General features: G+C 71.1%; 26 protein-coding genes. 14 read left to right on the plus strand and 12 right to left on the minus strand.

Annotated elements, in window-relative coordinates:
- Positions 1-7 precede the first annotated feature (7 nt).
- Positions 8-922 (minus strand): DMT family transporter, encoded by a 915-nt coding sequence (locus ITJ66_RS17310; RefSeq protein ID WP_194645434.1) that lies wholly within the window; start codon positions 920-922, stop codon positions 8-10.
- On the opposite strand from ITJ66_RS17310, the gene ITJ66_RS17315 reads away from it, so the two are divergent.
- A complete protein-coding gene (locus ITJ66_RS17315; RefSeq protein ID WP_194645435.1) occupies positions 921-2,333 on the plus strand; it encodes a PLP-dependent aminotransferase family protein in 1,413 nt (470 codons plus the stop codon). The genes ITJ66_RS17310 and ITJ66_RS17315 overlap by 2 nt on opposite strands.
- Before the next feature lie 21 nt (positions 2,334-2,354).
- On the opposite strand, the gene ITJ66_RS17320 is transcribed toward ITJ66_RS17315, so the two are convergent.
- A complete protein-coding gene (locus ITJ66_RS17320; protein ID WP_056013083.1) occupies positions 2,355-2,840 on the minus strand; it encodes a pyridoxamine 5'-phosphate oxidase family protein in 486 nt (161 codons plus the stop codon).
- A 282-nt stretch (positions 2,841-3,122) separates the two neighbouring features.
- Here ITJ66_RS17320 and ITJ66_RS17325 point away from each other — a divergent pair, with 282 nt between their 5' ends.
- The 4 genes from ITJ66_RS17325 (at position 3,123) to ITJ66_RS17340 (ending at position 4,835) form a co-directional block, all read left to right on the plus strand.
- Positions 3,123-3,431 carry a hypothetical protein gene (locus ITJ66_RS17325; protein ID WP_064294727.1) on the plus strand — a complete coding sequence of 103 codons (309 nt, stop codon included), beginning with the start codon at positions 3,123-3,125 and terminating at the stop codon, positions 3,429-3,431.
- Positions 3,432-3,512: 81 nt separating this feature from the next.
- The gene (locus ITJ66_RS17330; RefSeq protein WP_194645436.1) at positions 3,513-3,845 is read left to right on the plus strand and encodes a biopolymer transporter Tol; all 333 of its coding nucleotides are present in this window, start codon (positions 3,513-3,515) and stop codon (positions 3,843-3,845) included.
- A 100-nt stretch (positions 3,846-3,945) separates the two neighbouring features.
- Positions 3,946-4,596, plus strand: coding sequence for a DUF2975 domain-containing protein (locus ITJ66_RS17335; RefSeq protein ID WP_159879524.1), 651 nt, complete (start codon positions 3,946-3,948; stop codon positions 4,594-4,596).
- Positions 4,596-4,835 (plus strand): helix-turn-helix transcriptional regulator, encoded by a 240-nt coding sequence (locus ITJ66_RS17340; RefSeq protein ID WP_079002926.1) that lies wholly within the window; start codon positions 4,596-4,598, stop codon positions 4,833-4,835. Before ITJ66_RS17335 ends, ITJ66_RS17340 begins: the two co-directional genes overlap by 1 nt.
- An 18-nt stretch (positions 4,836-4,853) precedes the next feature.
- On the opposite strand, the gene ITJ66_RS17345 is transcribed toward ITJ66_RS17340, so the two are convergent.
- The 5 genes from ITJ66_RS17345 to ITJ66_RS17365 are packed head-to-tail and all read right to left on the minus strand — an operon-like array spanning position 4,854 to position 10,021.
- A complete protein-coding gene (locus ITJ66_RS17345) occupies positions 4,854-5,882 on the minus strand; it encodes an iron chelate uptake ABC transporter family permease subunit (protein WP_194645437.1) in 1,029 nt (342 codons plus the stop codon).
- Positions 5,879-6,934: a FecCD family ABC transporter permease gene (locus tag ITJ66_RS17350; RefSeq protein ID WP_370582699.1), complete on the minus strand. Its 1,056-nt coding sequence runs from the start codon at positions 6,932-6,934 to the stop codon at positions 5,879-5,881. The genes ITJ66_RS17345 and ITJ66_RS17350 overlap by 4 nt, the downstream gene beginning before the upstream one ends.
- Positions 6,931-7,866, minus strand: coding sequence for an iron-siderophore ABC transporter substrate-binding protein (locus ITJ66_RS17355; protein WP_194645438.1), 936 nt, complete (start codon positions 7,864-7,866; stop codon positions 6,931-6,933). The genes ITJ66_RS17350 and ITJ66_RS17355 overlap by 4 nt, the downstream gene beginning before the upstream one ends.
- Before the next feature lie 56 nt (positions 7,867-7,922).
- On the minus strand, positions 7,923-8,774 hold the full coding sequence (locus ITJ66_RS17360) for a siderophore-interacting protein (protein WP_194645439.1): 852 nt from the start codon (positions 8,772-8,774) through the stop codon (positions 7,923-7,925).
- Positions 8,775-8,824: 50 nt separating this feature from the next.
- The gene (locus ITJ66_RS17365; protein WP_194645440.1) at positions 8,825-10,021 is read right to left on the minus strand and encodes an MFS transporter; all 1,197 of its coding nucleotides are present in this window, start codon (positions 10,019-10,021) and stop codon (positions 8,825-8,827) included.
- Between the two features lie 121 nt (positions 10,022-10,142).
- Here ITJ66_RS17365 and ITJ66_RS17370 point away from each other — a divergent pair, with 121 nt between their 5' ends.
- The 3 genes from ITJ66_RS17370 to ITJ66_RS17380 all read left to right on the plus strand — a co-directional run bounded on the left by ITJ66_RS17370 (position 10,143) and on the right by ITJ66_RS17380 (position 13,410).
- Positions 10,143-10,508, plus strand: coding sequence for a MerR family transcriptional regulator (locus ITJ66_RS17370; RefSeq protein ID WP_124769763.1), 366 nt, complete (start codon positions 10,143-10,145; stop codon positions 10,506-10,508).
- A 40-nt stretch (positions 10,509-10,548) separates the two neighbouring features.
- Positions 10,549-11,502: an alpha/beta hydrolase fold domain-containing protein gene (locus ITJ66_RS17375; protein ID WP_194645441.1), complete on the plus strand. Its 954-nt coding sequence runs from the start codon at positions 10,549-10,551 to the stop codon at positions 11,500-11,502.
- A gap of 135 nt (positions 11,503-11,637) precedes the next feature.
- Positions 11,638-13,410, plus strand: coding sequence for a glycoside hydrolase family 3 protein (locus ITJ66_RS17380; protein WP_194645442.1), 1,773 nt, complete (start codon positions 11,638-11,640; stop codon positions 13,408-13,410).
- Between the two features lie 406 nt (positions 13,411-13,816).
- Here ITJ66_RS17380 and ITJ66_RS17385 read toward each other — a convergent pair whose 3' ends face one another.
- Positions 13,817-14,839, minus strand: coding sequence for a LacI family DNA-binding transcriptional regulator (locus ITJ66_RS17385; RefSeq protein ID WP_192018452.1), 1,023 nt, complete (start codon positions 14,837-14,839; stop codon positions 13,817-13,819).
- 2 nt (positions 14,840-14,841) lie between these two features.
- The gene (locus tag ITJ66_RS17390; protein ID WP_194645443.1) at positions 14,842-15,942 is read right to left on the minus strand and encodes a carbohydrate kinase family protein; all 1,101 of its coding nucleotides are present in this window, start codon (positions 15,940-15,942) and stop codon (positions 14,842-14,844) included.
- Positions 15,943-16,067: 125 nt separating this feature from the next.
- Here ITJ66_RS17390 and ITJ66_RS17395 point away from each other — a divergent pair, with 125 nt between their 5' ends.
- The gene (locus tag ITJ66_RS17395; protein WP_085512298.1) at positions 16,068-16,910 is read left to right on the plus strand and encodes a class I fructose-bisphosphate aldolase; all 843 of its coding nucleotides are present in this window, start codon (positions 16,068-16,070) and stop codon (positions 16,908-16,910) included.
- Positions 16,907-18,085 (plus strand): Gfo/Idh/MocA family protein, encoded by a 1,179-nt coding sequence (locus ITJ66_RS17400; protein ID WP_194645444.1) that lies wholly within the window; start codon positions 16,907-16,909, stop codon positions 18,083-18,085. Before ITJ66_RS17395 ends, ITJ66_RS17400 begins: the two co-directional genes overlap by 4 nt.
- 478 nt (positions 18,086-18,563) lie before the next feature.
- Here ITJ66_RS17400 and ITJ66_RS17405 read toward each other — a convergent pair whose 3' ends face one another.
- Positions 18,564-18,890, minus strand: a complete 327-nt coding sequence (locus ITJ66_RS17405; protein WP_124769757.1) for a GIY-YIG nuclease family protein — start codon at positions 18,888-18,890, stop codon at positions 18,564-18,566.
- Positions 18,891-19,113: 223 nt separating this feature from the next.
- Here ITJ66_RS17405 and ITJ66_RS17410 point away from each other — a divergent pair, with 223 nt between their 5' ends.
- Entirely contained in the window at positions 19,114-19,665 is a 552-nt protein-coding gene (locus tag ITJ66_RS17410; RefSeq protein ID WP_194645445.1) for a GIY-YIG nuclease family protein, read from the plus strand.
- A 39-nt stretch (positions 19,666-19,704) separates the two neighbouring features.
- A complete protein-coding gene (locus tag ITJ66_RS17415; RefSeq protein ID WP_194645446.1) occupies positions 19,705-20,646 on the plus strand; it encodes a linear amide C-N hydrolase in 942 nt (313 codons plus the stop codon).
- A 136-nt stretch (positions 20,647-20,782) separates the two neighbouring features.
- On the opposite strand, the gene ITJ66_RS17420 is transcribed toward ITJ66_RS17415, so the two are convergent.
- Both ITJ66_RS17420 and ITJ66_RS17425 read right to left on the minus strand, forming a co-directional pair.
- On the minus strand, positions 20,783-21,766 hold the full coding sequence (locus tag ITJ66_RS17420; protein WP_192018458.1) for a LacI family DNA-binding transcriptional regulator: 984 nt from the start codon (positions 21,764-21,766) through the stop codon (positions 20,783-20,785).
- Positions 21,767-21,802: 36 nt separating this feature from the next.
- On the minus strand, positions 21,803-22,531 hold the full coding sequence (locus ITJ66_RS17425; RefSeq protein WP_064296395.1) for an SDR family oxidoreductase: 729 nt from the start codon (positions 22,529-22,531) through the stop codon (positions 21,803-21,805).
- 221 nt (positions 22,532-22,752) lie between these two features.
- On the opposite strand from ITJ66_RS17425, the gene ITJ66_RS17430 reads away from it, so the two are divergent.
- Together ITJ66_RS17430 and ITJ66_RS17435 are read left to right on the plus strand one after the other, a co-directional pair.
- A complete protein-coding gene (locus ITJ66_RS17430) occupies positions 22,753-23,469 on the plus strand; it encodes a nucleoside/nucleotide kinase family protein (RefSeq protein WP_194645447.1) in 717 nt (238 codons plus the stop codon).
- Positions 23,470-23,553: 84 nt separating this feature from the next.
- A complete protein-coding gene (locus ITJ66_RS17435; RefSeq protein WP_192018460.1) occupies positions 23,554-25,047 on the plus strand; it encodes a mannitol dehydrogenase family protein in 1,494 nt (497 codons plus the stop codon).
- Positions 25,048-25,428: the final 381 nt, after the last annotated feature.

Here is a 25,428-nt window from a genome sequence, read left to right on the forward strand (position 1 = left end):
GGCGGGGTCACTTCCGGTCGAGACGGGTGCGGACGGCGAGGCCGGCGCACAGGATGACCGCGAGCCCGCCGAGCACGGTGGCCCAGTCGAGTCGCTCGCGGAGGATGAGGGCCGCCCAGACGATGCTCAGCACCGGCTGGACGAGTTGGATCTGGCTGACCCGGGCGATCGGGCCGATCGCGAGTCCGCGATACCAGGCGAAGAAGCCGAGGAACATGCTTACGACGCCGAGGTAGCCGAACGCCAGCCAGCTGCCGATGGCTGCGGTCGGCGGCTGCTGGACGACCGACAGTGCCGTGAGGGCGACCATGAGCGGTGATGCCACGACGAGCGCCCAGGAGATCGTCTGCCAGGAGCCCAGCTCCCGGGCGAGCAGGCCGCCCTCCGCGTAGCCGACGGCGGCCGCGACGACGGCGCCGAGCAGGAGGAGGTCCGACCAGGCCATCGGCGCGAGGCCGCCATGCTGCACCGAGGCGAAGACCATCGCCGCGACCGCGCCCGACCCCGCGAAGATCCAGAAGCGGCGCGTCGGGCGCTCGCCGCCCCGGAGGACGGCGGCGACCGCGGTCGCCGCCGGGAGGAGGCCGATCACCACGGCGCTGTGACCGGCCGGAGCGGTGGTCAGCGCGAAGGAGGTCAGGAGCGGGAATCCGACGACGACGCCGCCGGCGACGATCGCGACGCGAGCCCACTGCAGGCCGGCCGGTCGCCGCGCTCGCAGGGTGGCGAGGGTGATCGCGGCGAGCAGGGCTGCGACGACCGCGCGCCCGGAACCGATGAAGAGCGGCGACAGTCCGACGAGTGCGACCTTCGTGACGGGGACCGTGAGGGAGAACGCCAGGACGCCGAGGAAGCCCCAGCCGAGCCCGCTGCGGGATAACACTCGCGCTGGCGTCACGATAACGCTACTCTGTGGACTCATGGACAACGATAGCACCGGGCGGATCGTCGCCGCCATGACCGCTTGGATCGCAGCGGCGCCTCCGGGTGCACGCGTGCCCTCCAATCGGGCGTTGACCGCCGAGTTCGCAGCGAGCCCCGTCACCGTCCAGAACGCGATGCGCCAGCTCGCCGGGCGAGGGCTCATCGAGAGTCGGCCGGGCGTCGGCACCTTCGTGCGGGCGGCTCGTCCGGCGCGATCGGTGGACTACGGCTGGCAGACCGCTGCGCTCGGCGCGCTGCCGTGGCGCTCTGGCGCGTTGTCCTCGGCGCAACGGTCGGTCGCACCCGCTGCGATCGCGATGCACTCCGGATACCCCGCCCGAGAACTGTTGCCTGAACGGCTGGTCCGCGCCGCGCTCGCGCGTGCCGCCCGCACCGACGTGGCGATGACCCGATCACCGGCGGCCGGGTCGCCGGAGCTCCAGGCGTGGTTCGCGGCCGACCTCGGGGAAACCGCACCGCCCGGGGTCACGCCGCCGACCGCGCGGGACGTCATCGTGATCTCCGGCAGTCAGAGCGGACTCAGTTCGATCTTCCGTGCGCTCGTCGGCCCGGGGCAGCCGATGCTCATCGAGTCGCCGAGCTACTGGGGTGCGATCCTCGCCGCCGAGCAGGCGGGCGTGACGCTGGTCCCCGTGCCGACCGGCCCGGACGGACCGGACCCGGACGTCGTGGAGCGTGCGTTCCAGGACACCGGTGCGCGGGCGTTCTACGCACAGCCGACCTTCGCGAATCCGACCGGCGGCCGCTGGTCGCCGGAGACGGGGGTCGCGATCCTCGAGACCGTCCGGCGGCACGGCGCGTTCCTCATCGAGGACGACTGGGCGCACGACCTCGCGATCGACGTCGATGCCCGGCCGCTCGCCGCGCTCGACGACGACGGACACGTCATCTACCTGCGGTCGCTGACCAAGAGCGTTTCGCCGGCGCTCCGGGTCGCCGCCGTCATCGCGCGGGGGCCCGCCCACGACCGGATCCTCGCCGACCTGGCCGCCGAGTCGATGTACATCAGCGGGGTCCTGCAGGCCGCAGCCCTCGACGTCGTCACCCAACCCGGGTGGCGGTCGCACCTCCGTGGTCTGCGACCGCTCCTCCGTGCTCGGCGGGACCTGCTCGCTGGGAGTCTGCGTGAGCACGCCCCGACGGCGCACCTCGAGCGGCTGCCGCTCGGTGGACTGAACCTGTGGCTGCGGCTCCCGGAAGGCACCGATGTCCCGCGCGTGGTCCGCACCTGCGAGAGCCGTGGGCTCATCGTCTCCAACGGCACCGAGTGGTTCCCGGCGGAACCCGCGGGGCCCTACTTGAGAGTCAACTACTCCGGCGAGGATGCGGGCCGCTTCGATGAAGCGGCCCGCATCCTCGGCGGTGTCCTGGCGGACGAACGTGCCTGAAGATGTTCAGGCGACCGCTCGTTACAGGTCGAGCTTCGCGTTGTCGCCGCCGTCGTAGGTCTCGCCGGTGACCTTCGACTTGACGAACGCGACGGCGGTCGCGATCTTGCCGCCGGGGCTGTCCCAGTACTCGGCGCTGTCGGCCGAGAACTTCAACAGACCGACGCGCGGGTCGGAGGGGCCGTCCGGGAACCAGGCCTCGACGACGCTGTTCCACAGCTCTTCCAGCTTGGCGTGGTCCTCGACGAGTCCGGCGGTGCCGGCGAGCGACACCCAGGAGCTGTCCGAGCTCAGCGTGACGCCGGCGTTCGGGTTGACGTCGAGCTGCTGCACCGCGGAGGCGTCCTTGCCGACGATGAACCACAGGTCGCCGTCGAACTCGCGCTCCTGCACGGTGAGCGGGTGGGCGACGAGCTTGCCGTCGAGGTCCACCGTGGTGAGCATCGCGAAGCGGAAGTCCGCGAGCAGCTTGTTGAGGGTCGTGTAGGGGTCGGTGTCTCCGGCCATGGGGTCTCCTTCGTCTCGTCGACCGGCCCGTCGGTGTCGGGGTGCCGGTCTGCGTGGCTCGCAGCCTACGACTCGCGGCTCCGACCGCACCTGGATGGTGCCGACCGTTGACGCGAGGCGGATCTTCTGCTCCTGCGGCGACTCCGGCCGACGTGTCCGGTCGCCGGCTCCAGTCGACGTCTCCGGTCGCCCTATCGCACATCTCGTGCGCGAGCGCCATGCTCCCGCCGTTCCCGGGTCCGCTCACTACCCTGGACTCTTCACCACCGTAGGGAGAGACACATGAACACCTCATCGCTCACGAACCAGATCAACGAGGCGCTCGCGGCACTCGGCGGCGGTCCGTTCCTCACGACGAAGACCACCGAGCAGGACGCCACGACCACGGTCACCGGCACCCTCGGCGACAGCGAGATCCACATCGACTTCATCGAGGAGGGCAACGGCACCGAGGCCGAGAAGGACCACACGGTCGTCGTCCGCGACGCCTCGGGCAAGCAGATCGGCGAGGGGCGCGGCGACTCGACCTTCGCCGACGCCATCTCCGCCTTCGGCTGGGCGGGCGTGCTCGACGCCGTCAAGAACGGCTGATCGCGTCGTCATGACCTCCAGGGTCCGGTCTCGTCCGCATTCGCGGTGGGCCGGGCCCTGCGTCGTCTCCAGGAGGCACCCGTGACGCCGCGATCGGACGACGGGCCGGAGGAGGACGACCACTGGTTCGTCGTGAACGGCAGGCGCTGGCGCCGGACGGATCCGAGTCTGCCGTCGGAGCTCGTCGCGTCCCTGCAGTCCCACCTCGGCCGCGGGCGCTCCGGCGTCGGCGTCGCGAAGCGGGCGGGTGACGACGACGCGGTCGCTGCTGCCCGCCGTCGCGTCGGCCTCGCCAAGCACGGGCTCGGTGAACGCGGCCCGAAGTGGTGGGAGGAGCCGGAGGACGAACGACTCGAGCGCGCCGAGGCGGCGCTGCGGGAGCTCGAGGCGCTCGACGATCCACCACCAGGCTGATCCGGCCGGGTGGAGGTGCTCTCCGCCCGCTCTTGCGTTCTGATCCGTCTCGGCATATCGTTTATCGATACCAACGACAATCGATATGGATGTGATGATCATGACCGAGTCCACCGATCGCCCGACGCCGTCCGCCTTCGACCACGCGGCCTGGCAGGCTGCGAAGACCGAGCGCTCCAACCGCAACGACCTCGTGTCCGTGCTCGGTGCCGCCGTCGTCGCGGCAGGGGCTGTCGTCGTCACGCTCGTCCTCCGGCTGCTTGACGTCTTCGGCACCGACGGGACCCGGGTGCCCGTGTTCTTCGACGCCGTCGACGCAGTCCTGCCGGGTGCGGCAGGAGCCGGCGCCTTCACGATCGACCAGGGTTCGGTCGTCGTGGCCGACCTCCCCGTGGTGACCTTCGTGTGCGTGCTGCTCGCCGCGATCCTGCCGGCGATCGCGAACCTCGTGGTCATCGTCTGCGCGTTCCGCTTCTTCCGCCGCCTGCTGCGTGGCGATGCCTTCGCGCCCGGGAACGCACGGCTGCTCTCGATCGCCTCCATCGCCATCCTCTGCGGGTGGATCGCGGACACCTGGTTCGGCACGATGGCGTCCAACGGCGCGCTCGCGGCCGCGACCGACGGCGCCGTCGAAGGAACCCCCTACCCGCTCACCTGGATCCCGTTCTTCGTCGCCATGGCGGTCGGCGGCCTCGCGATCGCCTTCCGCGCGGGCGAGCGCCTGCGCGCCGACACCGAGGGACTCGTCTGATGGTGCCGACGCCCGAGGAGGACGTCGCGACCGGGGTGCACTGCAACCTCGACCGGTTGCTCGCAGACCGCGGTCTCACCCTCGCCCGGCTCAGCGAGCTCGTCGGCGTGAGCGTGGTGAACCTGTCCGTGCTGAAGAACGACCGCGCGAAGGCGATCCGGTTCTCGACGCTGACGGCGATCTGCCGGGTGCTCGACTGCACCGTCGGCGAACTGCTGGAGCTCGACGACGCACGCTGAGTGGTTCGGAACCGACCCTCAGCGCCGGCGTTCCCGGAGCAGCAACTGCGTGAGGTACAGCCCGCCGACGACCACCGTGACGACGCCGACCGGCACCGTCAGCGGGATCAGATGCTGGGCCACGAGGTCGGACGCGAGGAGCAGGACGCCGCCGACGAGCCCCGTCGCGACCAGCGGGATGCCCGGCGAGCGGGTCAGCCGGCGGGCGATCTGCGGAGCGGCCAGGGCGATGAACGCGATCGGGCCGGCGACGGCGGTCACCGCGCTCACCAGCGCGACCGCGAGGCCGATGAGGATGGCGCGTTCACGGGTGAGGCGCACCCCGGTCGCAGCGGCCACGTCGTCACCGAGTTCCAGCTGGCGGAGCGGACGGGCGGCGAACGGTAGGACCGCGAAGAGCACCACGAGGCACGCGAGTGCCGGCCAGACGACGGTCGCGGTCGCGGTGTTGAGCGTCCCCGCGCCCCAGGCCGCCGCGAAGAGCGCGACGTCGAGGTCGGCCCGGAGCAGGAGCCAGCTGTTGAACGCCGCGAGCATGGCCGAGACGCCGATGCCCACGACGATGAAGCGGAAGCCCGACAAGCCCTGGCGGAGGGCCAGCAGGAAGATCGCGACCGCGGCCGCCAGACCGCCGATCAGCGACCCGGCCATCAACGCCGGCCAGCTGCCGCCGAGAAGGAGGAGCGCGACGAGCATCCCGGTGAACGAGCCGTTCGCGAGGCCGATGATGTCGGGGCTCGCGAGCGGATTCCGGGTGAGCGTCTGGAAGATCGCTCCCGAGACACCGAGCGCTGCGCCAAAACCGATCGCCGCGAGCACGCGGGGCAGCCGCCAGTCCAGCACGACGGTGCGCGCCAGGCCGTCGACGCGTCCGGTGAGGACGCCGATCACCTCGTCGGTGGTCAGCGGGTAGTCGCCGAGCGCGAGACCGGCGATCGCCGCGACGACGATCGCCAGGACGACGGCGGCGCAGACGAGGAGGGTCCGTCGTGTCGGTCGGTGCCCGGTGACAGGACCGGCGGTCTCCCGTTCCCGTGTCGTGCTCACAGGCCCGAGGCCGTTCTGCGTCGGGCGAGCGCGATGAGGACGGGCGCCCCGACGAACGCGGTCACGAGCCCGACGGGCATCTCACCTGGGAGCACCGCGATCCGTCCGACGACGTCGGAGCACAGCACGAGGATGCAGCCGACGAGGACCGAACCCCCGAGGATGCGGCGCTGATCGCTGCCGACCGTCCAGCGCACGAGGTGGGGCACGACGAGGCCGACGAAGGCGATCGGCCCGGCGATCGCGGTGGCGCCGCCGGCGAGCAGGGTCACCGCGGCGAGCACCAGGATGCGACTGCGCGTGACGCTGACGCCCTGTGCTCTGGCGACGTCCGGGCCGAGGGCGATCGCGTTGAGGCTCCGCGCGCTCGCGGCGGCCAGGAGGAGCCCCACGGCGAGGAAGGGGAGGACCGGCACGACGACACCGAGGTCGCGTTCGAGCAGGCTGCCGGCGTTCCAGCCGCGCATCCGGTCGAACGCGTCGGGGTGCGTGATCGCGATCCCCGTCGTCAGTCCGGCGAGCACGGCACCGAAGGCGACACCGGTGACGGTGAGGCGGGCGGTGGAGGACTGCTCACGTCCGCCGGAACCGATCGCGTACACGACGAGGGTGACGACGAGTGCCCCACCGCAGGCGAGCCAGGCGATGTCGCCCGGCGCCCGGACGCCGAGGAACGCCAGGCCGACGGCGACCGCGAAGCCTGCCCCGGCGTTGACCCCGAGGATGCCGGGGTCGGCGAGCGGGTTCCGGGTGAACGCCTGCATGAGCGCACCCGCTACGCCGAGGGCCGCACCGACGGCCAGTGCCGCGACCGTGCGTGGCACCCGCTGATCCCACACGACGAAGTCCGCCTCGTCCGAGCCCGCGCCGAGGAGCGCCGCACGGACGTCATCCGGCGCGATGGGGTTCGCGCCGACGAACAGGGACAGGAGGACGGCGACCGCGAGCGCCGCGACGCCCGCGAGCAGCACGACGAGCAGGCGGTGTCGTTGCGGCGCCCGCCGTCCCACCGAGGTGTTGCGGGCGGTCAGGATCGCGGTCGGGTTCGTCACGACCCGTCGGAGAGCAGCCGGTCGAGGTCGTCGAGGACGGCCATGCCGCCGAGGGGGCCGACGCCGGTGATCCAGAAGGACTGGTCGACGAGGTGCAGCTCGGGGAAGGCGTCCGTGTTCGCGGTGAGCGAGGCGGGCAGGGTCGAGGTGTCGTCGGGATCGACGCTCGTCACGAAGACCTGGTCGGCCTTCGCCTCGAGCACGCGCTCGGGGGAGAGGTCGAGGGAGATGTCCTCCCAGGCGTGTTCGGGCGTCGTGAACCCGGCGCACTCGAGGGTGCTGCCGGCGAAGGAGGTCGGGCCGTAGAGCGTCAGGACGCCGTCGCGCGGGCGGATGAGCTGTGCCGTCTTGCCGGCGGTGTCGTGCTCCTTCGCGATCTCCGCGCAGCGTGCGTCGTAGGCGTCGAGGAGTTCGTCCGCGCCGTCCGGGTCACCGAGTGCTTCGGCGACGAACTGCACGTTGTCGCGCCAGGGGTCGGTCTGCGTCGCCATGAACACGGTCGGCGCGATCTCGGACAGCTGGTCGTACAGGGCGGAGTGCCGTGACTCGGTGCCGATGATGAGGTCGGGCTTCGCGGCGGCGATCAGCTGCACGTTCGGCTCCGCCACGGTCCCGACGGTGGGGATGTCGGCGGCCTGCTCGCCGAGGTAGGCGGGGACGCCGGCGGTCTCGTTCAGCACCGCTGCGCCCACCGGGGTGATGCCGAGCGCGACGGTCGTGTCGAGCTGCACCGGTTCGAGGACGACGACCCGCTTGGGTGCGTCGGGGATGGTGGTCTCACCGTGGGCGTGCTCCATGACGTGGGTCGCGCTCGTCGCGGTGTCCGAGGGGGTCGAGGCGCTCGAGCTGCTGCAGGCGGAGAGGCCGAGGGCGGCGATGGAGAGGGCGGCGACGGCGACGAGACGTCGACGATCGGCGAGGAGGAGGGGCACGGATCACCTTTCGAACGGGTCGCGGCGGACGCGACCGAGTAAGGCAAGCATAACCTTCACTCGGGTGTGGCTCTGGGCCGGGCGTTCCAGTAGCCCTGCCCGTGGACGCGCTCCGGGTCGATCCCGTGGTCGGTCGTCGCAGCGCGCAGGAGGGGGATCCGGGTGCTCTCGGTCACCAGCCAGGCGGCGAAGCCGGTGCCCAGTGTCGCCGCCGACGACCCGTGGGTGCGGAGCCACTGTTCGACGCCGGCTACGAGCGCGTCACCGCCCGCCTGCCCGGCCCGTTCATGGACGTCGACCGTGTGACGCTCGAGCAGGGGCTCGAGCAAGGCGGCGTCGGCGGGGTCGCCGAGCTCGAGGAGGACGTGGGCCCGGACGTCCTCGTCGAGGGAGCGCAGGATCCCGTGGACGGCGGGGAAGGCCGTCTCGTCGGCGGCGATGAGGACGGTCGTCGCGGTGCCGGGCGCCCACTGGACACCGTGTGTCGGGTCGCCGCGACGGACGTCCGGACCCGAGACGAGCAACCGGTCGCCCGGCCGCGCCCCGAGCGCCCATCGACTGGCCGGGCCAGCCGGCTCGTGGATGAACACGTCGAGGTCGACCTCCTGCCGCGCCGGCCTGACGCGATGGGCCGTGTAGCTGCGCATCACCGGACGGTCCGCCGGTGGGAGTGCGCGCCAGGTGCGCCGCCACGCGTGCTCCGGCAGGCCGTCGTGGAGTCCGTCCGGGTAGGCGCCGTCGTCTCCCGGCAGCAGGATCTTGATCCGCTGGTCCCGCTCGTACGGGGCGAAGTCGGCGAGCGAGGCACCGGCGAGGGTGAGGCGGAGGAAGCCGGGGGACAGCCGTTCCGTGCGGTCCACGACCGTGTCGAACAGGATGTTCGGCGAGTGGAGGAACGGGACGGGCATCGCATCGAGTCTAGGAGGACCCGGCGCTGGCGTGCCGGGTCCTCCATCGTTCACCCGCGGCGGACGGCGCGTGCGATCACGGCGCAGAGGGGGACGGCGACGACGGTCAGCGAGGCCGCTGCCGGGAGGAGCAGGGCCGGGCCCCAGGTGCCGAGGATGATCCCGCCGACCGCGCCGCCGGTGGCGATCGAGCAGTTCCACACCGTGACGAGCGCCGACTGCGCCGCGTCCGCAGCGTTCCCGGCGACCCGGGCGATCGCCACCTGGAAGAGCACGGAGTAGGCGCCGAAGGCGAGCCCCCAGCCCGCCGCGGCGATGAGGAGGACGACGACCGGGGGATCCCAGGCCACGACGGCGAGGCCGACGGTCCCGAGGAGGGCGGCCGTGAGGATGGTCGTCCCGAGGCGCAGGTTCGCCAGCCGTCCGGCGCCGAGCGTCCCGACGACCGACGCCACACCGAAGGTTGCGAGGAGCACCCCGAGCGGCACGGGCGTCCCGCGGGAGGACAGGACCGGTGCGAGGTAGGTGTACGCGATGTTCTGGCCGATGATGCAGACGGCGAGGGCGACGAGGATCGTCACGACCGCGGGGATGCGGAGCGCCGCACCCATGCGCGTCGAACGCCCGGGGGCGCTGCCCGCCACGCGAGGAGCGACGACGACCGCGAGCACGCCGAGGAGCGCGGTGGCGGCGGCGACGATCCCGAACACCGTGCGCCAACCGAACTCCTCACCGAGGACCGCGCCGGCCGGGACGCCGAGCGCGAAGCCGAGTGTGGCACCGGACAGCACGACGCCGAGGGTGGAGCCGAACCGCTCCGGGGTGGTGAACCCGCGGGTGTACCCAGGGAGCATCGCCCAGACGACGCCGGCCACGAGCCCCGCGACGAACCGGGTCGCGAGATGCGTGAGCAGGTCGGGCGCGACGGCCGTGCCGGCGTTCGCGAGCGCCGAGACGATCAGGGCGAGCAGTACGACCGTCCGGCGGTCGAGCTTCGCGAGGGCACGGCTGAGCGGGATCGCGGCGACGATGCAACCGAGTGCGAAGACGGCGACGCTCTGGCCCGCGATCGACTCCGAGACGCCCAGGTCGGCGGCCATCGCCGGGAGGACCCCGGCCGGGAGCACCTCGGTGAGGAGCGTCACGAATCCGACGGCGGCGAGGAGCAGCGCGGTCGGGAGGGGAGAGCGGGTTCCGGTGGCAGGAGGGGTCGTGGATCGTGCCGTGCGCACGCTGTCGGTGGTCATGTCGGTGAGTCTCCCGGCCTGCCACTGGTGGCAGGGTCAAGCCGACGAGGATGCCCCGGGAATATCCGCCCGGCACCGACGGCTGCTCCAAGAGGACACAACTCGGTCGAAGGGGTCTTGCATGCGCATCGGCGAACTGGCGGCGGCCACCGGGAGCACGCCGCGGCTGCTCCGGTACTACGAGGAACAGGGGTTGCTGCGCCCGACCCGCTGCCCGAACGGGTACCGCGAGTACGGAGACCACCTCGTCGCGAAGGTGCAGCGCATCCGCGAGCTGATCGGCGTCGGCATGCCGACCGCGCTCATCCTCCAGGTCCTGCCCTGCTTCGAGGACGACGACACGATCTACCAGGTGACGCCCTCGGCGGAGGTGCTGGAGCGGTTGCTCGAGCATCGCGAGCGACTGGACGCGAAGCTCGGCTGCATCCAGGAGAGCCGGGACGCCATCGACGTCTACCTCCACCGCGTCGGCGGCATCGTGGTCTGAGTCGGCTGAGTCGACCGAGTCTGCTGGGTAGGCTCGGCGCATGTCACTCGATCCGTACTACCGCGACCGCCTGAGCCTCTTCGACGGGTTCTCGAACGCCGATCGCGCCGCCGCCGGCGGGACGCTCGACGAGGCGTTCCAGGAACGACTCGCAGCCTACGGCGACGACGGGCCATGGAACCCGCCGAGCGACGTGGTGATCACCGACGAGGTCGTCGACGGTCCGCACGGCACGGTCCCGATCCGGCGCTACGTCCCGGCCGACCCCAGTGGTGCCGCCCTCCTCTGGGTGCACGGCGGCGGCTTCGCGGCGGGGACGCTCGACTGGCCGGAGGCGCACGTCGTGAGCGCCGAACTGGCGGCGCGGGCGGGTGCCGAGGTCGTCTCCGTCGACTACCGACTGGCGGACGGCACCACGCGATACCCGGTGCCGCTCGACGACGTGCTCGCGGTCTGGGAGCAGCTCGACGACGAGCGGTCGGCCGTTCCCGGTGCGCGGACGGCCATCGGTGGAGCAAGCGCCGGAGCGGCCCTCGCGCTCGCCGCCTCACTCCGCAGCGATCGCCGCGCGGACGCCGTGCTGCTGGCCTACCCGTTCCTGCACGCCGTCGTGCCAGCCCTGCCCGCGGACGTCCTGGCCGAGATGGCGGTCCTCCCGGACTTCATGCGGTTCCCGACCGAGTCGATCGACTGGATGGTCGGGAACTACGTCGGTCGCCTGGAGGACGTGCCCGAGCTCGCCCTGCCGGGAATCGTCCCCGTGACCCCGGACCGCCCGCCGCTGTGGGTGCTGCTCTCGGAGTTCGACGACCTCCGGCCGTCGGGGGAGCTGCTCATCGCGGCGTCGGAGGCCGCCGGTGCTCCCGTCCGCAGTCGGCTCGAGCCAGGCGTCCTCCATGGCCACCTCAATCGCCATCCGTTCGCGCCAGGCGTCTCCCCGTCGCTGGACTGGCTGGCCGACGGGCTGCGCGCCATGGGGAACCACGCCGACTGAGTCTTGCGTGATCCTCGTCAGCGGGCATACTGGAGTCACGCTCCGTTCCCGAACGGAGTTCGGTTTTCGCTTCCGGCTCGCCTGAGCCCGGGTGATCCCGACGCCGCCCACTCACTGACGAGAAACGGACCACCCATGAGCGAGCACGAACCGGCGCTGCCCTACCGCGACGCGAGCCTGCCGGTGGAGGACCGGGTGGAGGACCTCCTCGGACGGATGACCGTCGCAGAGAAGGCCGGCATGCTCTTCCAGACGATGATCGCCCCGGGGCCCATCGACGAGGCGAACCCGCACATGGGACTCGCGAGTGGCGAGCACATGATCGGCGAGCAGCTCATGTCCCACTTCAACGTCCTCGGCACCGCGCCCGACACGACGGCGCTCGCCGAGTGGACCAACGCCCTGCAGGAGCGCGCGTCGCGCACGCGACTCGGCATCCCGGTCACGCTGTCGACCGACCCGCGCAACCACTTCACCGACAACGTGGGGACCGCGGCCCGCGCGGGCGCCTTCTCGCAGTGGCCCGAGACGCTCGGCCTCGCGGCGATCGGATCGGTCGACCTCGTCGAGGCGTTCGCCGACACCGCACGGCAGGAGTACCTCGCCGTCGGGATCCGGCTGGCGCTCCACCCGCAGGTCGACCTCGCGACCGAGCCGCGCTGGTCGCGCATCGGTGGCACGTTCGGTGAGGACGCCGAGCTCAGTGCCGAACTCGTCGCCGGCTACATCCGAGGGTTCCAGGGTGCCGAACTCGGGCCGCAGTCGGTCTCCACGATGACGAAGCACTTCCCGGGCGGTGGGCCCCAGCTCGACGGGGAGGACCCGCACTTCGCCTACGGGCGCGAACAGGTGTACCCCGGCGACAACCTCGACTACCACCTCATCCCGTTCCGCGCCGCGATCGCCGCCGGAGCCGCGCAGATGATGCCGTACTACGGCATGCCCGTCGGGACCGAACACGAGGAGGTCGCCTTCGCCTTCAACCACGGGATCATCACCGGGCTCCTCCGCGAGGAACTCGGCTTCGCAGGCATCGTCTGCACCGACTGGGGACTCGTCACCGACACGTCGATCATGGGACAGGACATGCCCGCACGGGCCTGGGGCCTGGAGCACCTCGACGAGCTGTCCCGGGTCGAGCGCATCCTGCAGGCCGGCTGCGACCAGTTCGGTGGCGAGGCCCGACCCGAGCTCGTCGTCGAACTCGTCGAGCAGGGACGTGTCACCGAGGATCGCATCGACGCCTCGGTGCGCCGACTGCTGCGCGAGAAGTTCGTGCTGGGGCTCTTCGAGCAGCCGTACGTCGACGCGGGCGCCGCGAGCGGGGTCGTCGGGCGCGCGGACTTCGTCGCCGCCGGCGAGGCCGCACAGCGCCGCGCGTTCACCGTCCTGACGAACGTGGCGGAGACGCTGCCGGTGCGCTCGCCGCGTCCCAGGCTGTACCTGGAGGGCGTCGATCCCGAGCTCGCGGGCGCGTACGGCGAGGTCGTCGCGGATCCGGCTTCGGCGGACGTCGCCCTCGTGCGCATGCAGACGCCGTACGAACCGCGGCCCGGCGGCTTCGAGGCCATGTTCCACGCCGGATCGCTCGACATCCCGGCCGACGAGGTCGAGCGGCTGCGGGCGCTCGCGCTGACGGTGCCGACCGTGCTCGACATGCATCTCGACCGACCGGCGATCCTCACCGGGGTGGTGGACGCGGTCGCGGCGCTCGTCGCGAGCTTCGGCGGCAGTGACGCGGCGTTCCTCGACGTCGTCTTCGGTCGGGCGCTGCCGGAGGGCCGGCTGCCGTTCGACCTGCCGCGCTCGATGGCGGCCGTCGAGGCGAGTCGGTCCGACGTCCCCTACGACACCGAGGACCCGCTCTTCCGCTTCGGCCACGGGCTCACCTACCCTGCCGGTCCCTGAGCACCTCTTCCGGTCCCTGAGCTTGTCGAAGGGCGGTCCGGGTGCACCTCTTCCGGTCCCTGAGCACTTCTTCCGGTCCCTGAGCTCGTCGAAGGGCGGCGTCTTCTCGTGTGCCCTTCGACAGGCTCAGGGAGCGGTTCTCCGTCCGCGGTTTCTTCGTGCTCGGGGTCGCTTCCCACGGTCCGTGAATGCCCCTCCGGTCCCGGAGCACCTCTTCCGGTCCCTGAGCACTTCTTCCGGTCCCTGAGCTTGTCGAAGGGCGGCGTCTTCTCGTGTGCCCTTCGACAGGCTCAGGGAGCGGTTCTCCGTGTGCGGTTGCTTCGTACTCGGGGGTCGCTTCCCCCGGTCCGTGAATGCCCCTCCGGTCCGGTGCACTTCTTCCGGTCCCTGAGCTTGTCGAAGGGCGTCAGCGCTCGGAGCCGCGCAGCTCCAGACGCACGTCCAGGGTGTGGGTCACGGGCGGGCCCGCCTCGCCGGCGATGAGCGCCAGGAGGGTCTCCGCCGCGACCCGGCCCATGAGCGCCACGTCCTGCGCCACCACCGACACCGCCGGCGACACGAGGGGTGCCGCCTCGAAGTCGTCGAACCCCACAAGTGGCAGCCGTCGTCCGGCCGTCGCGAACGCCTGCATGGCCCCGATCGCGGCCCGGTTGTTCGCGGCGAACACGGCGTCCACCTCGCCCGACGCCAGGAACCCCGCCACGACCGCCGCAGCATCCTCGACGGAGTGTGCGCCGTCGGAGACGATCGGCTCGATCGGACCCGTCCCCGTCGCGCCGCCGAGATCGGCCTCGGCGAGCGCCCGGTGGTAGCCGGCCAGTCGCTCGCGCATCGTGTACAGCTCGAGCGAGTCACCGAGGAACGCGACCCGTCGTGCGCCTGCTGCGAGCATGGCCGCTGTCGCCCGGGTCGCTCCGCCCGCGTTGTCGGCGAGCACCGTGTGCGCCTCGACCGACTCGAGCGGCCCGGTCGGTCGGTCGACGAGCACCATCGGGACGTGCACGATCGTGCTCGTGGCCCAGGCCGTCGTCGCCTGCCGTGGCGGCACGACGACGAGGCCGTCCACGCGCTGCGCGACCAGTCTGTCGACGAGGAGGCGGTGCCGGTCGGCGTCCTCCTCGGAGCTCGCCGACATCAGCAGGTAGCCGTGTTCCGTGCACACGCGCTCCACCGAGCGTGCCAGCACTGAGTAATAGGGGTTCGCCAGGTCGCTGATGATGAGCCCGATGACCTTGCTCGACCGCCCGGGGCGGATGCTCGCGGCCGCCAGGTTGTGCCGGTAGCCGAGGGCCTCGATCGCCGCGCCGATCCGTTCCGACAGCTCCTGGTTGATGTTCGTCGCGCCGTTCACGTACCGCGACACCGTCTTCAGCCCCACCCCGGCCGCCGCGGCGACGTCGTTCATGGTCGGGGGGCGGGAGCTACGCATGCTCACCATCCTGGCGTATGGGGGATCAAGCGACCGGCTCGCCCGCCTCCCGCGACCGCGAAGCGACCGCTGAGTCCGGGGCGCAGTCGGGTGATCTCGGCCGCCGTCGGACGGCGTCCCGCGATCGTCGCAGCGGCACTCGCGCCCGCGAGTTCGGCGGCTTCCGCCGGTGCGGCACCGCGTGACATCGCGAACAGCAGGCCGGCGGTCGACGCGTCCCCGGCGCCGTTGGTCGACACGAACGCGGGTGCGGGGACGGGCGGCGCGACGAGGTCGACGTCTGCCCAGGCCTCGGCGAGCGGTGCGAGCATCCGTCCGCCCAGGCGCAGGCGGTCGACACAGGCCGCCCGGAGGAGCAGGCCGTCCTCGCCGGCCGAGATCGCCACGACGCCGGCACCCCAGGCGAGCAGGAGGTCCGCGAACGCCGCGGCTTGGGCCAGCGGTGATGCACTGGTCCCGGCCGGGAGGCGGAGCGTGCCGAGCGCCGAACGCAGGTCGTCGACGCTGGGACTCACGACGTCGGTCAGCGGCAGGGTGCGCCGGAGGATCGCCTCCCAGTCCAGATGGCCGACGGCGCTCGTGGGGTCGACGACGGCGAGGTCCATCGAGGTGGTCGCACCGTGTCGGTGGATCCGTTCGAGCAGCCTCGCGAGCGGCGTCGCGTCGTCGGCGACGATCCCGGGGAGCAGCGGGGGATAGCCGAGGTGGACGAGGTCCGCGTCGCCGACGGCCAGGTGCTCGCCGGTGAACACCTCGTTGGCGCCCGTGTGGTGCCAGAAGGTCCGGTCGAGGCCGGCGGGCTCGACGACCACGCTGTAGGAGGTCGCGGCCCGGTCGGTGACCTCGAGCGCCGGGTGCAACCGGTCGTGCGCGGCGATGCGCGACGCGACAATCGCGCCGAGCTCGTCGTCGCCGACGGTCGCGTGCAGGCGGACCGTGCTCCCGAGATCGGCGAGGGCCAGGCCGGTGTTCGCGACGCAGCCGCCGAGGGAGATGCGGAGCGGGCCGGTGTCGATGAGGGCGCCCGGATCGATGCGTGCGCTCGCACTCAGCCCTGGCGACAGGTCGACGCAGATGTGACCGGCGACGACGATCTCGCCCATGGACCCTCCGTTCTTCGCCCCGGGGCTGACCCGGCGCAAGCTAGACAACGTTGTCTCAGGCCACTACTGTGACACACCGAGGGACGATTCGGAAACCCTCCCCGTCACGATCAGGAGCCGCCGCAATGTCGCTGTACCGCCTCAATCGTCTCTTCAACGCCCGATCAGGTCGCGCGCTCGACGTCGCCGTCGACCACGGGTTCTTCGGCGAGCGTTCGTTCATCACCGGCATCGAGGACATGGGCGAGGTCGTCCGCACGCTCGTCGCCGCGGGCCCGGACGCCGTCCAGCTGACTCTCGGCCAGGCCCGTCTCCTGCAGCAGGTCCCCGGCAAGGACAAGCCTGCGCTCGTCCTGCGCACGGACGTCGCGAACGTCTACGGCAACCCGCTCGACTCGATCCTCTACAGCCACCACGTGCCGCACGCGATCGAGGAGGCCGTCCGGCTGGACGCCGTCGCCGTGTGCGTCAACCTCATGCAGATCCCCGACCACCCCGAGGTCCGTGAGGCGAACATCCGCTCGATCATGGCCCTGCGCCGCGAAGCGACCCGGTACGGGATGCCGCTCATGATCGAACCGCTCGTCATGCAGGACAACACGACGGCCGGCGGGTACCAGGTCGACGGTGACATCGAGAAGATCGTCACCCTCGTGCGCCAGGCGGTCGAACTCGGCGCCGACCTCATCAAGGCCGACCCGAGCAGCGACATCACCGAGTACGCGCGGGTCGTGCAGGTCGCCGGAGACATCCCCGTCCTCGTCCGCGGCGGCGGTCGCGTCGACGACCGGACCCTGCTGGAGCGCACGGTCGCCGTCCTCGACGCCGGGGTCAGCGGCATCGTCTACGGCCGCAACATCATCCAGCACGAGCATCCGGCCGCCATCACCGCGGCACTCATGGCGGTGCTGCACGACGGCGCCGACGCCGATGCCGGCCTCGCGATCCTCGAGGCGGCTCGCGCATGAGCGCCGACCAGGTGACGGCCGACCGGGCGACGGCGGAGCGCGTCAACGTCGCGATCATCGGCGGCGGACTCATGGGGCGCGAGATCGCAGCCGCCATCCAGCGGTGGCCGGCACTCATCGACCACCCGGTGCGACCGCGACTGACGGCCGTCTGCGACATCAACCCGGCGGCGCTCGACTGGTTCGACGAGATCGACACGGTCGTCACGAAGACCACGGACTACCACGAGCTGCTCGCCGACCCGTCGGTCGACGTCGTCTACGTGGCCGTGCGTCACGACCTCCACGAGCAGATCTACACCGACGTCATCCGAGCCGGGAAGGGTCTCCTGGCGGAGAAGCCGTTCGGGATCGACGCGGCGGCCGCGCAGTCCGTCCTCGCGGCGATGGCGGAGCACCCGGAGAGCTTCGTCCGGTGTTCGAGTGAGATGCCGTTCTTCCCGGGAGCGCAGCTGGCGATCGACTACGTGCGGTCCGGGGCGCTCGGCACGATCGTCGAGGCGCGCAACAGTTTCCTGCACTCGAGTGACATCGATCGGGGCAAGCAGATCAACTGGAAGCGCCAGACGCAGTTCTGCGGTGAGGCCGGCGTGATGAACGACCTCGGGATGCACACCTGGCACGTGCCGCTGCGGCTCGGCTGGGCACCCGAGAGCGTGTACGGGGTGCTGCAGAACATCGTCACCGAGCGTCCCGGCCCCGACGGTTCGCTCGTGCCATGCGACACCTGGGACAACGCCGTGCTGCACAGCTGGGCGACCCACGACGGTGTCCGCTTCCCGCTGGCGACCGAGACGAAGCGCATCGATCCCGGACAGAAGAACACGTGGGAGTTCGAGGCGATCGGTCTCGACGGCGGGGTCCGGTTCAGTACGAAGAACCCGAAGCTCGTCGAGGTGTTCGCGGTGCGGGACATCGCGGGTGGCGGTCGGGAGCAGGTGTGGCAGCAGCTTGACGCAGGCAGCCAGTCGGTCTGGCCGACGGTGACCGGGCCGAACTTCGAGTCCGGTTTCTCCGACACGATCCTCCAGATGTGGGCCGTGTTCCTCGCCGAGCGACACGGCTCCCTCGGCGACCGGTTCGGGGCGGCGCGCCCCGAGGAGGCGGCGCTCACCCACGACATCTACCGAGCGGCGATCCGCTCCCACGAGGAGGCTCGCGCGATCGCGCTGTGACGTGCGCATCGGCTGGGAGGCCACCCGATCGTCTCCCAGCCGAACGCCCTTCGCCGGTCCGCTCCCTGAGCGTGTCGAAGGGCGCTCCCTGTTCGCTCACCTGCCCGGTCCCTTCCATCGCAACGTATCGGTTCCTGAGCTCGTCGAAGGGTGGGGTCTGTCCGTGTGCCCTTCGACAGGCTCAGGGACCGGGGTTGGAGTCGGTCGTTTCTGAATGGTCGGTCCCTGTCCGGCTACTCAGCCGGTCCTTGCCAGCCCACCCGTTGGGTCCCTGCCGGCCCAACCGATCGGTCCCTGAGCTTGTCGAAGGGTGGGCTCTGTTCGTGTGCCCTTCGACAGGCTCAGGGACCGGGGTTGGAGTCGGTCGTTTCTGAAGGGTCGGTCCTTGTCCGCTCACCCAGCCGGTCCTTGCCAGCCCAACCGTTCGGTCCCTGAGCTTGTCGAAGGGTGGGCTCTGTCCGTGTGCCCTTCGACAGGCTCAGGGACCGGCCACCGGGTCCGTTCCGGGTTCTGGATCGCGCCATGCGGTGATCCGCGAGCAGCTGAGGCGCGGGAGGTCGTCGAACCGCCCGTCGATCACTGCTTGCTTCTTCGCCCGGCTCCACCCCTGAAGACGTTTCTCGATGAAGAATGCGTCGTCCACGCGGTCGTACTCGGCCGACCAGACGAGTGTGACGGGCAGTCGCTCGCGGGTGTAGGTCGCTCCGAGGCCGTCCATGTGCTCGGCGACTCGTCGAGCAAGGTCGATGGTGCTGCCGGTGTAGAAGGATCCGTCGGCGCATTTGAGGATGTAGACGTGGGGCATCCGGGAAGCCTCGCAGGACCTCGATCCTGTCGGTCTGCGCTGACGTCCGACGGTGGACGCTCTCGGATCACAGGGGAGTTGTGGAGGACCGTCGCTCGACCCTGCCGCTTCGCCCGTTCGGTCCCTGAGCTTGTCGAAGGGTGGGGTCTGTTCGTGTGCCCTTCGACAGGCTCAGGGGCCGGGGGCGGAGGCCGGTGTCGGCGGGGTGGGGGACACTCGGGAGATGCCCCACAGACGATGCGTACAACCCGGGTGTGACGCCGCGGCACCGGTCGACGCGCCCGTCGCGCTCTGCGAGGATCACCTGGCCCTCGCCGCCGACTGGGCGGAGCGCCGTTGGGGTGTGGTCGACGTCCTGCCGTCGCCGTGCATCATGTGCGGCTCGCGGCTCGGCCGGCACTACCCGTCCGCCTGGTTGTGCGCCGCGTGCGAGTGGCGGCACGGGGACGTGCCCGACGACGACCTCGCCCGGCCGCGGATCGACGTCGTCTACTACCTCCGCCACGGCGACCGCGTGAAGATCGGCACCACGACGAACCCACGCCAGCGGTTCGCCGCGATCTGGCACGACGAACTGCTCGCCCTCGAACGCGGCGACCGGCACGTCGAGCGTGCGCGTCACGAACAGTTCGCCCGCGAGCGCCTCGACCGTTCCGAATGGTTCACGGGGTCGCCCCGACTGCTCGCCCACACCGCCTCGGTCGCCCGCGACGTCGACCCCTGGGACCTCTACAGCCGATGGCTCAGCGAGGCGGCGGCACTGCGTGGGCGATAGCCCCTCCGGCGAGCACCGCGCTCGGAGTACGCTCAGCGCGTGTGCACTCGAATCTTCTGGAACGACAACGCGGTCGCCAAGACGGTCAGCCGCTGCATGGACTGGTCGGAGAGTGACGAACCCGAGCTGTGGTTCGTCCCGAGCGGTACCGACCGAGGTGGCACGGGCGACGCCACCTCGCACCGGTGGACCTCCCGGTACGGCAGTGTCGTCACGAGCATGTGGGGGATGGGGACCGTCGACGGCCTGAACACGGCGGGCCTCGGAGCGCACGCGCTCTACCTCGACCCGGAGGACGTGACGTTCGCCGAGCCCGACGGCCGTCCGACGGTCTCGAACGCGCTGTGGGTGCAGTACCTCCTCGACACCTACGCCACGGTCGCCGAAGCGGTCGCCGACATCGACGCCGTGCGCATCACGTCCCCGATGTTCCGCGGCCTCCAGATGGGGATCCACATCGCACTCGAGGACGCCTCAGGTGACTCCGCGATCATCGAGCCGATCGACGGCCGGCTCGTCGTCCACCACGGCCGCGAGTTCACCGTGATGGCGAACTCGCCGAGCCTCGACGAGCAGATCACCAACCGCGACCGCTACCGGCCGTTCGGCGGTGAACTGCCGCCTCCCGGCGACATCACCTCGGTCGACCGCTTCGTGCGGGCCTCCTACTTCCTCCACTACCTGCCGGAGCCGGCGGACACCGTCGAGGCGGTGGCGGGTGTGTTCCAGCTCATCGCGAACGTGTCGGTGCCGTACGGCGCGCCGTATTCGACGGGCGACGTGTACCCGACCTGGTGGCGGGCCGGTGCCGACCTCACGAACCGGGTGTACTACTTCGGCTCGACACGGAGTCCGAACATCTTCTGGATCGAGCTCGACGGACTCGCGGACGTCGGCGAGGTCCGTCGCCTCGACCCGCGCGACCCGAGCCGCGTCGGCGACCAGACGGCGGAGCTCGCGCCGGCGGTGTTGAGCTACTAGGCCGGCCGGTTTCGGTTCCCGAGCCGGTCGAGTTCCCGGGGCGTTCGCGTGGCGCCCTTCGACAGGATCAGGGACCGAGATGGTTCAGGGGCCGGGGATTCGACGGCTATACGGGGCGGCGCTGAGTCGGGAGGGCTCAGCGCACCGCGGGTGCGGCCCGGCATGAGTCGCGCTCGACGAGGTGCACCGGGAGGACCGTGCTCCGTCGGTATCGCGCGTCGGGGCGGTCGAGTCGGTCGATGATCCGTTCCGCAGCGAGTCGACCGAGGGCCTCCGGGTCCTGCGTGATCACGGACACCGACGGTCGCAGGAGCTCGGCCAGGGGGAAGTCGCCGAACGCGACGAGTGGGAGCGGTTGCTCGGCGAGTGCGGGCAGCAACGCCATCGTGCAGACGGCGTTCGACGAGAACAGGGCCGTCGCCTTCGAGTCGATCGCCGCCAGCGCACGAGCCGCCCCCTCGCGGGTCGCCGCGCCGAGGGCGATGAGTTCCTCGTCGGCGGGCAGCCCGGCTTCGGTGAGTGCCGCCCGGTACCCGCGCAGCCGCTCGGCGGTCGTCGGCAGGGCCAGCTCGTCGCCGACGAAGGCGATCCGGCGGTGGCCGTGCTCGACGAGGTGCGTCGTCGCCGCGAACGCCCCACCGAAGTCGTCCTGCGTGAAGGCGTCGGCGGCGAGGCCACCCGGCGCGCGGTCGACGAACACGAACGGCGTCCGCGACGCCCACGCGGCCAGTGAGCTCTGGTCGTCGCTGATCGGCGCGAGCACCACTCCGGCCAGCTGGCGCCGGAGCATCGGCTCGAGGACCGCGCGCTCGCGGTCCGGGTCGTCGCCGAGGCTCGTGACGAGCGTCGACATGTCGTGATCGCGCGCCGTCCGCTCTACCGCACGCGCGATCTCGGCGAAGAACGGGTCGACGATGTCGGGCACGGCGACCCCGATGACCGACGGGCGGCCCGAGCGGAACGCCGTCGCGAGGGAGTTCGGCACGTAGTCGAGCTCCCGCATGATCGACTCGACCCGTTCTCGGGTCGCCGGGAGGACGTGCGGGTCCTCGTTGAAGACCCGCGAGACCGTCTTCGCGCTCACGCCGGCGGCTGCGGCGATCTGGCGCATCGTGGCCATGCTCGGGTCCCTTCCGTTCGGTCCTGCCGGATCGGGTCAGCGCGCGGTGTAGCCGCCGTCGATCGGCAGCGAGACGCCGGAGATCATGCCGGCGGCGTCGCTCAGCAGGAAGGTGATCGGGCCGGCGATGTCGTCCTCGGTGGCCCACTTGCCGAGCGGCATCGCCTCGAGGAAGGGGCCTTCGATGTCGGGGCGACCCCAGTACCAGGCGGACATCGGCGTCATCACGACGGTCGGGTTGACGGCGTTCACCCGGATGCCGTACTTCCCGAGTTCCAGGGCGGAGACCCGCGTGATGTTGTCGAGCGCGGCCTTCGACGAGCCGTAGGAGATGTGGCCGGAGAGGGCGACGAGGCTCGCCTGGCTCGAGACGTTGACGATCGCGCCGCCGCGTTCCTGGCGGATCATCTCGCGGGACGCGTACTTGGTGACGAGCAGCGATCCGCGTGCGTTGATGCTGATGACCTTGTCGAACACGTCGATGTCGGTCTCCTGTGGGGAGGCGATCTCGCCGCCCCAACCGCCGGAGTTGACGACGCCCCAGATGTCGCGTCCCTCGATCGCGTCGCGGATGCTGTCCTCCGAGGTGAGGTCGAAGGGCAGCGGTTCGGCGCCCGTCTCGGCGGCGATGGCGTCGAGGTGTTCGACGTTGCGACCGGAGGCGATCACCTGCGCGCCCGCTGCGACGAGGTGGCGGACAGTGGCGCCGCCGATGCCGCCGCTCGCTCCCGTGACGAGGATGGTGCGGCCGTTGAAGTCAGTCATGAGGTGGTCCGATCGACGTGATGAGGCCCGTGCGTCGGTGCACCGGGTCGGGAGCATCATAACCACGGAATGACGGTCGTGTCACCCGTGACATGGATTTCACCAACAGATCATGACACCGGTGACATCCGGTGTTGACACACGCATCCCCTGGACCTACCGTGAGTCGGGCGACGGCGCGATCGCGACCGGTCGGCATCCAGGAGAGGTCAGGCATCACGATGAGCGGCACGACGACCACCGCCGGGACCGGCCTCGATGGCTTCGTCGACCTCGACGGCCTCATCGATCACGCCCGTTCGCTCGCCGCCACCGGGTCCCGCCGGATCCTCGGGATCGTCGGTGCGCCCGGAGCGGGCAAGTCCACCGTGAGCGACGCGATCGCCGCGGCGCTCGGCGACCAGGCCGTCATCGTCGGGATGGACGGCTTCCACCTCGACAACGCCGAGCTCGTCCGCCTCGGGCGACGCGACCGCAAGGGCGCGCCCGACACCTTCGACGTCGACGGCTACATCGCACTGCTGTCCCGCCTCGCCCGTGCCGGGCGCACCGCCGATTCACCGGGCACGCCGATCTACGCACCCCGGTTCGACCGCTCGCTCGAGGCGTCGATCGGCAGTGCCGTCCTGGTCCGCCCCGAGGTGCCGCTCGTGATCACGGAGGGCAACTACCTCCTGTTCGACGACCACGGCTGGCAGGGTGTCGCCGCGCATCTCGACGAGTCCTGGTACGTCGACGTGGACGACGAGGTCCGCCGCGACCGACTCATCGCCCGACGCCTCGGTCACGGACACCCGCGCGACGAGGCCGAAGCCTGGGTGCTCGGCGTCGACGAGCCGAACGCCCGCCTGGTCGACGCGACCAAGCAGCGCGCCACCCGCATCGTCACGCTCGACGCGTCGACGCCGGTGGAGACCGAGTCCACCCACGGCGTCTGATCCACCCTCAGCCTCAGCACCCTCGACCCGCACCACCCTCGACCTGCACCACCCGGAACCCGCTCACCGACGAGAAGGCACCACATGACCCAGCTCTCCGACGCCACCCTCACCGCTCTCGATGAGCACGTGGCCGTCCCCGCCTACGACCGCTCGGCCATCCGACCCGGCATCGTCCATTTCGGAGTCGGCGCCTTCCATCGTGCGCACGGGGCGATGTTCGTCGACCGCGTACTCGGGCTCCCCGGCGACGAACACGCGTCCTGGGGGCTCGTCGGCGTCGGCACACTGCCCGGTGACGCTGCCATGCGGGACGCGCTCGGCGCTCAGGACCGGCTCTACACGCTCGTGACGACGAGTCCGGACGGCGAGGTCGAGGCGCGCGTCGTCGGGTCGATCGTCGAGTACCTGTTCGCTCCCGACGACCCGGAAGCGGTCCTCGCGCGGGTGAGCGATCCGTCGACGCGGATCGTGTCGCTCACGATCACCGAGGGCGGCTACGGGGTGAACGACGCGACCGGCGCGTTCGAGCCGAGTGACGGTGCGACGCTCGCGGACCTCGACGGTCTGCCGTCGGGCGCGCTGCCGCAGAGCCCACTCGGCTTCATCACGGCGGCCCTCCGTGCCCGACGCGACGCCGGTGCGGTCCCGTTCACGGTCATGTCCTGCGACAACATCCAGGGCAACGGGCACGTCGCCCGGACGGCGATCCTCGCCTTCGCCGAGCGCATCGACCCGCCGCTCGCCGCCTGGATCGGTGCCGAGGTGCGGTTCCCGAACTCGATGGTGGACCGCATCACGCCGGCGACGACGGACGAGCAGCGCGCGTTCGTCTCCGAGCGGTTCGGGATCGACGACCGCTGGCCGGTGCTCTCGGAATCGTTCGAGCAGTGGGTGCTCGAGGACGCCTTCTCGGACGGCCGTCCGCCGTACGAGCAGGTGGGCGTGCAGCTCGTGGAGGACGTCGAGCCCTATGAGCTGATGAAGCTCCGGTTGTTGAACGCCTCCCACCAGGCGATGAGCTACCTCGGGCTGCTGGCGGGGGAGACGTACGTGCACGACGTCTGCCGCGACGAGCTGTTCTCGCGGTTCCTCCTCGGGTACATGCATGAGGAGGCGCGTCCGACGCTGGCGCCGGTCCCGGGGATCGACATCGACGCGTACTGCGCGGAGCTGATGCGCCGGTTCGGCAGTGAGGCGATCAAGGACACCTTGGCGCGGCAGATCGTGGACGGTTCTGAGCGCATCCCGAAGTTCCTGCTCCCGGTCGTCCGTGAGCAGTTGCGGACCGGCGGCGGGATCGCGCGTTCGGCGCTCGTGCTCGCGGCGTGGAGTCGATTCATCGAGGGCGTCGGTGACGACGGGCAGGAGCTTGCCCCGGTCGACCGGCGGTTGGCCGAATTGCAGGCGGCGGTCGCGCAGGAGGCGGAGCGCCCCGGGGCGTTCCTGGACCTGGAGGTCGTGTTCGGCGACCTCGGATCGGACGCGCGGCTACGCAAGGCGTTCATCGCGGCGCGAGCACGGCTGGCGAACGTCGGTGCGCGGGTGGCGGTGGAAGAGGTCGTCGCCGCGGGGTGACCCTTGCGGCGGCGGGACGGTGCCTCGTCGTCCCTGCGGCCGGTTGAGGGGGCGCTCGGTCGCTGAGTCGTCCCCGTCCTCGAGTGCTGGTGGTTCCCGTCTCGGTCCCTGAGCTTGTCGAAGGGCAGGTTCGAAGGCTGTTCGTGTGCCCTTCGACAGGCTCAGGGACCGGCGCCCCGGATGCGGAGCCTGCGTTCGGCTGGCGTGCGTGTCGAGACGTCATGGTGTCCTGTCTCGGTCCCTGAGCTTGTCGAAGGGCAGGTATGACGGTTCGTCGTGGGCCCTTCGACAGGCTCAGGGACCGGCGCCCCGGATGCGGAGCCTGCGTTCGGTTGGCATGCGTGTCGAGGCGTCATGGTGTCCTGTCTCGGTCCCTGAGCT

This window comes from Plantibacter sp. VKM Ac-2885 (genome assembly GCF_015351205.1).
Lineage (GTDB): Bacteria > Actinomycetota > Actinomycetes > Actinomycetales > Microbacteriaceae > Plantibacter > Plantibacter auratus.

Coding starts and splice junctions, on each gene's coding strand:
- ITJ66_RS17405 (WP_124769757.1), bottom strand. CDS start 18,890: ATGCCCCACGTCTACATCCTCAAATGCGCCGACGGATCCTTCTACACC.
- ITJ66_RS17360 (WP_194645439.1), bottom strand. CDS start 8,774: ATGCCCGTCCCGTTCCTCCACTCGCCGAACATCCTGTTCGACACGGTC.
- ITJ66_RS17435 (WP_192018460.1), top strand. CDS start 23,554: ATGACCCAGCTCTCCGACGCCACCCTCACCGCTCTCGATGAGCACGTG.
- ITJ66_RS17410 (WP_194645445.1), top strand. CDS start 19,114: ATGCCCCACAGACGATGCGTACAACCCGGGTGTGACGCCGCGGCACCG.
- ITJ66_RS17395 (WP_085512298.1), top strand. CDS start 16,068: ATGTCGCTGTACCGCCTCAATCGTCTCTTCAACGCCCGATCAGGTCGC.
- ITJ66_RS17365 (WP_194645440.1), bottom strand. CDS start 10,021: ATGACCACCGACAGCGTGCGCACGGCACGATCCACGACCCCTCCTGCC.
- ITJ66_RS17430 (WP_194645447.1), top strand. CDS start 22,753: ATGAGCGGCACGACGACCACCGCCGGGACCGGCCTCGATGGCTTCGTC.
- ITJ66_RS17325 (WP_064294727.1), top strand. CDS start 3,123: ATGAACACCTCATCGCTCACGAACCAGATCAACGAGGCGCTCGCGGCA.
- ITJ66_RS17380 (WP_194645442.1), top strand. CDS start 11,638: ATGAGCGAGCACGAACCGGCGCTGCCCTACCGCGACGCGAGCCTGCCG.
- ITJ66_RS17320 (WP_056013083.1), bottom strand. CDS start 2,840: ATGGCCGGAGACACCGACCCCTACACGACCCTCAACAAGCTGCTCGCG.
- ITJ66_RS17375 (WP_194645441.1), top strand. CDS start 10,549: ATGTCACTCGATCCGTACTACCGCGACCGCCTGAGCCTCTTCGACGGG.
- ITJ66_RS17370 (WP_124769763.1), top strand. CDS start 10,143: ATGCGCATCGGCGAACTGGCGGCGGCCACCGGGAGCACGCCGCGGCTG.
- ITJ66_RS17310 (WP_194645434.1), bottom strand. CDS start 922: ATGAGTCCACAGAGTAGCGTTATCGTGACGCCAGCGCGAGTGTTATCC.
- ITJ66_RS17315 (WP_194645435.1), top strand. CDS start 921: ATGGACAACGATAGCACCGGGCGGATCGTCGCCGCCATGACCGCTTGG.
- ITJ66_RS17420 (WP_192018458.1), bottom strand. CDS start 21,766: ATGGCCACGATGCGCCAGATCGCCGCAGCCGCCGGCGTGAGCGCGAAG.
- ITJ66_RS17400 (WP_194645444.1), top strand. CDS start 16,907: ATGAGCGCCGACCAGGTGACGGCCGACCGGGCGACGGCGGAGCGCGTC.
- ITJ66_RS17340 (WP_079002926.1), top strand. CDS start 4,596: ATGGTGCCGACGCCCGAGGAGGACGTCGCGACCGGGGTGCACTGCAAC.
- ITJ66_RS17335 (WP_159879524.1), top strand. CDS start 3,946: ATGACCGAGTCCACCGATCGCCCGACGCCGTCCGCCTTCGACCACGCG.
- ITJ66_RS17390 (WP_194645443.1), bottom strand. CDS start 15,942: ATGGGCGAGATCGTCGTCGCCGGTCACATCTGCGTCGACCTGTCGCCA.
- ITJ66_RS17425 (WP_064296395.1), bottom strand. CDS start 22,531: ATGACTGACTTCAACGGCCGCACCATCCTCGTCACGGGAGCGAGCGGC.
- ITJ66_RS17385 (WP_192018452.1), bottom strand. CDS start 14,839: ATGCGTAGCTCCCGCCCCCCGACCATGAACGACGTCGCCGCGGCGGCC.